Source organism: Crocosphaera watsonii WH 8501 (assembly GCF_000167195.1).
In the GTDB taxonomy this organism is placed as follows: domain Bacteria; phylum Cyanobacteriota; class Cyanobacteriia; order Cyanobacteriales; family Microcystaceae; genus Crocosphaera; species Crocosphaera watsonii.
Map to the genome: position 1 here is coordinate 24,054 of NZ_AADV02000031.1, position 6,000 is coordinate 30,053.

The 6,000-nt window shown below is 39.9% G+C and carries 5 protein-coding genes and 1 pseudogene; 5 read left to right on the forward strand and 1 reads right to left on the reverse strand.

Annotated elements, in window-relative coordinates; translation table 11 throughout:
• Positions 1-61 precede the first annotated feature (61 nt).
• Positions 62-238 carry a PAP/fibrillin family protein gene (locus CWATDRAFT_RS33865; RefSeq protein WP_007311226.1) on the forward strand — a complete coding sequence of 59 codons (177 nt, stop codon included), beginning with the start codon at positions 62-64 and terminating at the stop codon, positions 236-238.
• A 212-nt stretch (positions 239-450) separates the two neighbouring features.
• Here CWATDRAFT_RS33865 and CWATDRAFT_RS16165 read toward each other — a convergent pair whose 3' ends face one another.
• On the reverse strand, positions 451-1,824 hold the full coding sequence (locus tag CWATDRAFT_RS16165; protein ID WP_007306017.1) for an RNA-guided endonuclease InsQ/TnpB family protein: 1,374 nt from the start codon (positions 1,822-1,824) through the stop codon (positions 451-453).
• An 859-nt stretch (positions 1,825-2,683) separates the two neighbouring features.
• On the opposite strand from CWATDRAFT_RS16165, the gene CWATDRAFT_RS16170 reads away from it, so the two are divergent.
• From CWATDRAFT_RS16170 to CWATDRAFT_RS16185, 4 genes and pseudogenes are all read left to right on the forward strand, one after another.
• Complete coding sequence (locus tag CWATDRAFT_RS16170; RefSeq protein WP_007306013.1) at positions 2,684-3,202, forward strand: phycocyanin subunit beta; 519 nt, start codon at positions 2,684-2,686, stop codon at positions 3,200-3,202.
• Between the two features lie 94 nt (positions 3,203-3,296).
• Positions 3,297-3,785, forward strand: a complete 489-nt coding sequence (gene cpcA / locus CWATDRAFT_RS16175; RefSeq protein ID WP_007306014.1) for a phycocyanin subunit alpha — start codon at positions 3,297-3,299, stop codon at positions 3,783-3,785.
• 134 nt (positions 3,786-3,919) lie between these two features.
• Positions 3,920-4,777, forward strand: a complete 858-nt coding sequence (locus tag CWATDRAFT_RS16180; RefSeq protein WP_042711663.1) for a HEAT repeat domain-containing protein — start codon at positions 3,920-3,922, stop codon at positions 4,775-4,777.
• Between the two features lie 148 nt (positions 4,778-4,925).
• Positions 4,926-5,931, forward strand: a pseudogene (locus CWATDRAFT_RS16185) (IS66 family transposase); the annotation flags it as partial.
• Between the last annotated feature and the right edge of the window lie 69 nt (positions 5,932-6,000).

Sequence of the window (6,000 nt, forward strand, 5' to 3'; positions counted from 1 at the left end):
TTTCTTTTTGCTATTTAGATAAGGCTTGGGTGAACAGTTAACGTCAGTTTTTCTCAAGTTTATGTTTGGTTTAGTTCCACCCCAAGGGATGAATTTAGAAACGGGAGAAATTTCTTTTACTATGAAACGTTCTCCCAAAGGTCGTCTAGAAGTGCTTTATTTAGACGAAGAACTACGCATCACACGGGGAGAAAGAGGAACTATATTAGTATGTGAACGTTCCGATACTTTTTTATAAGGTGATTTCTGATAAAGGAGATCCCTTACGATCCCCCCTAACCCCCCTTTTTAAGGGGGGAATAATTGGAAAAGCAGGTATATTCAAGTGTGGAAATCACCTAACATTTTGAAAAAACCCCCGAACCCCGAACCCCGAACTCCGAACTCAGGTTAACAGCTTATGGAAATATTGACTTCTCCAGGGTTTAAAAACGCCTGGATTCTAAGCGGTTAAGCTTCAATGGGCTGAAGCCACATTTCCGCTTGCTTACGATATGATCGAGTTAGACGATTAAGATCATATCGTTTGGGAAGAGTCAAAACTTCCTTGCCCACCCTGGCTAGGTTTATTCCTAGCTGTGTGGCTACCTTTCTTAAACAGTTCGCTGCGGCTTGAGTGTCGGCATTGACTAACCATCCTCTAGCGGTTTGATATAATCCACGCTTGATTCGCTTTCCTGAAAACTTGTACCCTTTGGGTTTTTCACCATGCTTCGGGACTAAATCATCATCTAAAAAGCTTGCTCGTGAACTGTACGCTTCTTCAGTTTCAGTAAATACGATACCTACTGACTCTGCTAATTCTTGAATACGGTTTTTAAGTCTTGCTGTTGGAATTTGGACAAAGTTTTGATTATTAGTCTTCCCAATATTAATTGACTCTTTCTGCCCATCATTCCATCCGAAAACGATATTTCCAATTTGATGTTTTAAGCAGTAATTGATAATAAATCTTGCTGCTTTATTAACAGCATCTCTCATTTGACAATTACGTTTATGGGTAGCTTGGTCTAATTTTTCATCCCAATACTCTTGGCTTTTCCCTTGTTTCTGTTTAGCAACGAAACGATTATACCGTTGATTAATTGACTTAATTTTTCTGCCATTAACAATAAAGGATTTACCTTTTGTTGATATGCAACTGAGCCAATTATCAACACCGTGGTCAATTCCTAGCCCCTGAGAATAATCAAGGTTAGAAGCTTTAAGCAACTGGGTTTTATAGACATATTCCGCCCACAACTTACCATTGCTCGGAATAACCCTAACCTCTGCTATATCTTCAGATTGGAAATTAACACCACTGGGAATAATAATTGATGGAGTTTCTAATTCTTTTCTTTGAGAATTAGGAATAGGTAAATAACAAATTCCCTCTAATGGTTCATAACGAATATTTTGAGAGGTAAAAGCAACTTGATAAAGACCTCTTTTACGGTAACTTGGGATTCTAGGTGTATCTTTTAATTCCCCACTAAACCACATTGGCAGAAGCTTGTTATATCCTTTAATGGCTTCCACTACTGATTTAATAGTCTGTTGTCCTTGTTGTCCTCCTATTGCTTGATAATGAACGTCATCCTTGAAATCCTTACAGAGTTGAGCGTAACTGATTTTAACTCGTCTTAAACGAGGACTTCTTCTGTAATTATCATTTTTGTCAAACCAAGTTTTGTAATTACATTTTTCAAAGTAATCTTGACGAATTGTAAATAAAACAGAGTTATATAGTTTATTAGACTGCTCACAACACCATAAAAGATAAGCGTGAGTCTCATCATCTATATTCCCTGTTAACAATATTTTCTGGGTTTGATACTTCATGTTATGATTATAGCATTCCGCAATGGCAATGCCAATATGTAAAGAAAAACTTTACAATTAGATTGAGTGACAAAAGGTTAGCTAAACTAAAACTTTATGCCCAACAAAAAGACAAAACTATGACGCAAGTTTTAGAGGAGTGTATTGATAAGCTTAAATTAAATACTGATGGTTAAAACCATCATCTCGCTCCACTGCCAGCAGTTAAAACGGACTGGCTATCTCTCGCTCGACGGAGTTTCAGGTATGATTTGCACAAACTTGTAAATTTTATTTTTCTTAACAATTCAGCATTTATTCCTTTACCCCCCTATTTATGCTTTTTGTAATTGGCAACATTACAAGCTTTGGGGAGCTATTCACCAAAAAGCCAAGCAATCACGATTAAAACTATACCTAAAAGTAATAATTGACCTAAAGAGCCTAAATAAGTGAATAAATGAATAGGAATAATTGCCATGATATAGGAAGCCAGCCAATTGATCGCAAAAAGAAATAGCAGCACAAAAACAAAAAACATGATCAGCCTCTAATTCAGTAATATCAAGGTTTATAGACATTTTCTTAACGTTTGTTTACAAATCCCCTCCGTTTTTTTAATAATACGTAATAAACAAATGAGCAAAGACATTGTATAAAATTAACTGGAAGGGGAGACAAGTAGAGATGGAAGTCATCTCGAACACCTCTGATAATTCTGAGACAGCCATCTAGGTTTCTCAGGTTTCTTAAGAAAACTTTTGTAAAGACCTTCGGAAACCATAGAGATTATGGTCTGAATGTAGAGCATGATCAAACCGGATGGAAGTCCTTTGTTAACCCTAACTCAACTGATTAAGTAAACTAGGAGATTAGTTTAATGTTTGACGCATTTACCAGAGTTGTTTCTCAGGCTGATGCCCGTGGTGAATTTCTATCTACCTCTCAAATAGATGCTCTAAGTGCCATGGTAGCTGAGAGCAACAAGCGCATGGATTCCGTTAACCGCATCACCAGCAACGCTTCTAGCATTGTTGCTGACGCTGCTCGTGCTTTATTTGCAGAGCAACCCCAATTAATTAATCCCGGTGGAAATGCTTATACTAGCCGTCGTATGGCTGCTTGCTTGCGTGATATGGAAATTATCCTACGCTATATCACCTATTCTATCTTTAGCGGAGATGCAAGTATTTTAGAAGATCGTTGTCTCAATGGACTTCGCGAAACTTATTTAGCGTTGGGAACTCCTGGATCTTCTGTGGCCACTGGCGTTCAAAAAATGAAAGATGCTTCCTTAGCTATTGTTAACGATCCCACTGGAATCACTTCTGGAGATTGTGCTGCCATTGCAGCGGAAATTGCAGGTTACTTCGATCGCGCTGCTGCTTCTGTTGCTTAATAAAAACCTTTTAGTGGTTCATAAGCAATTCTGACACGATTTCAACACGGTATTCTAGGAAAACTTAGCAAAACAATCGGGAGATAAAAGAAAAATGAAAACCCCCTTAACCGAAGCGATTTCTAGTGCTGACTCTCAAGGTCGCTTCTTAAGCAACACAGAGATCCAATCTGCCTTTGGACGTTTTAAACGTGCAAACCCTAGTTTAGACGCGGCTAAACAGTTGACTGCCAAGAAAGATGCCTTGATTCAAGGTGCAGCTAATGCTGTTTACACCAAATTCCCTTACACTACCCAAATGCAAGGGCCTACCTATGCTGCGGATCAACGTGGTAAAGACAAGTGCGCTCGTGACATTGGTTACTACCTCCGCATGGTTACTTATTGCTTAGTAGCTGGTGGAACCGGTCCTATGGATGAGTACCTCATCGCTGGTATCGACGAAATTAACCGTACTTTTGAGTTATCTCCTAGCTGGTACATTGAAGCTCTCAAGTACATTAAAGCTAATCATGGTTTGAGTGGGGATGCTGCTGGTGAAGCTAACTCCTACCTCAATTACGCAATCAACGCACTAAGCTAGTCATCAAGACTGTCTAGATGACCTGGAAAAGCTGAAGGTTGTTAGCTTAAGAAGTTAGCAATCCTCTGTTTCTCCAGGTCTTGTTGTCTCTCAGACCGCTATTTTAGCTCTACAACTCCATCAGAAAATTTGTAATAGTGGATTATTCCCAAGATAATAACGGCACAGGATCGCCAACGGATCAAGGATTGCTCGATGATCCTGCCTATACCATTGAACAAGCTTTAAACAATTTACAGCAAACCGACGACCCCAGCGCGAGGTATTATGCAGCTTGGTGGATCGGACGGTTTCGGGTTAATGAACCTGTGGCTATTCAAGGTTTATTAACTGCTTTAGAAGATAATAGCGATCGCTCTCCTGATGGGGGTTATCCCCTACGACGCAACGCAGCCAAAGCGTTAGGAAAGTCGGGAGACGTTTCTGTGGTGCCGGCCTTGATCGAAGCGTTACAGTGTCCCGATTATTATGTCAGAGAGTCTGCGGCCCAGTCTTTGGAAATGTTGGGGGATCAACAAGCAATTCCAGGGTTGATTTCCTTGTTAAATGGTGGGGTGGCAGCAGCACAACAGGTGGAAGGTAAACCCCATCTCATTCAGCCTTATGAGGCAATATTAGAAGCTTTAGGAACTTTACAGGCAAAAAACGCAATTTCTTTGATAGAGCCTTTTGTAGAGCATTTTGTACCGAAGGTGAAGTTTGCAGCAGCGAGAGCATTATATCAATTGACTAATGATCCCGTTTATGGGGAAATATTGGTCACAGCATTGCAAGAAACCACCTTACAGGTGCGTCGTTCGGCTTTAATGGATCTAGGGGCGATCGGTTATTTAGGGGGAGTGGATGCGATCGGCAACACTCTAGCAGAAAATAGTTTAAAATTAATCTCTCTTAAAGGCATTTTAGAACATCATTTAAGTCAGCAAGAAATGCCACAAGAATTAAACGATGATCTTGTTCATTTGATGAATGTAATGGATTCCTTGCTTTAATTTATCTATACTGTAGTTATGCTAATAAAATCAACTTAGTTGAATGGATAATAAAGGTCTTCATAATCTCGGATTAAACGTAATTGCTCACCGCAATAAAGAATCTGTCTTGACAACATAAAGGTAAAATCGGGGATTTTTATGTATAGTGGGGGTTATGACCACAAATGCTACCATTGATTCAAAGCTAGTTAGAGCTATCGCCGATGAACAGTTGGCGAACAATGTCTTCATGATTGAGTGGCTAGTCAAGGCACAACAACAGTTATCTCTTCAACAAAGACTGATTGACCAGCAACAACAACAAATCTCTACACAACAGCAAGAAATTGAAAAATTGAAAGAAGAGAGAGATAAGCTAAAAAACCGTAACTCAAAAAACAGTTCAGTCCCCCCATCATCAGACCCACTAAAAAAGCCTTCTGACAAAAAGAAACGCAAAAAAGGATTTAAACGCGGACCAAAATATGACCACCCAGGGAAGACCCGTAATGGTTTTGGTCAGCCCGATAAGATAGTCACTTTAGAACTAGAAAACTGTCCTGTTTGTGGGGGTTCAGTGGAACGAGATGAAGTAGTTCCCGAAAAAGTCCAGCAAGTGGCTGAAGTAGTAGACCAACCCATAGAAATCAGGGAATATCGTCGCGGATTCTATAAATGTCCTAGTTGTGGATGGTCAGATTACAGTCCTGTTCCATTGGGAGTTAAAGAAGGATTCAGTTATGGGGCGCGATTAAGTAGCATCGTGGGCTGGCTTGGCTATGGGGGTAATCTTACATGGCGTAAACAGGAACATTTTATAGAGTATGTCTTTGGCATTCCCATTTCTCAAGGGAGCCTTGCCAAAATGCACAAAATGGTTTCAGAAAGTTTAGAACCCTTGACCCNACAGTGGTTAAAGTACATCCAGCAGCCANGAAATCCGATGTGTTGACGAAACCAGTTATGGCATCGATGGGATCCAGTATTGGGTTTGGGTAACAACTCAAAAGAAGGCTGGGTGTTGATGTTTGGCTCCCACTAGAAACTCCGCCAAAATCCAAAAAATGGTTAGAACCAATTTTAAGGGCATCCTCACCATGACCTGCAAAAGTGCCCACTTTAAAAAAATGCAAAGGCCCAACAAAAAGCTCGGGCACTTAAAAACGAAAATTTAAGTCCTTAAAACCAGCCTTTTCCAGCAAACCAAAATTTTGTCCCCAATTACCAAAAGTTTAACAACC

Excerpts from the sequence above, each read along its gene's own strand:
- cpcA (WP_007306014.1), top strand. The coding sequence starts at position 3,297 with ATGAAAACCCCCTTAACCGAAGCGATTTCTAGTGCTGACTCTCAAGGT.
- CWATDRAFT_RS16165 (WP_007306017.1), bottom strand. The coding sequence starts at position 1,824 with ATGAAGTATCAAACCCAGAAAATATTGTTAACAGGGAATATAGATGAT.
- CWATDRAFT_RS16170 (WP_007306013.1), top strand. The coding sequence starts at position 2,684 with ATGTTTGACGCATTTACCAGAGTTGTTTCTCAGGCTGATGCCCGTGGT.
- CWATDRAFT_RS33865 (WP_007311226.1), top strand. The coding sequence starts at position 62 with ATGTTTGGTTTAGTTCCACCCCAAGGGATGAATTTAGAAACGGGAGAA.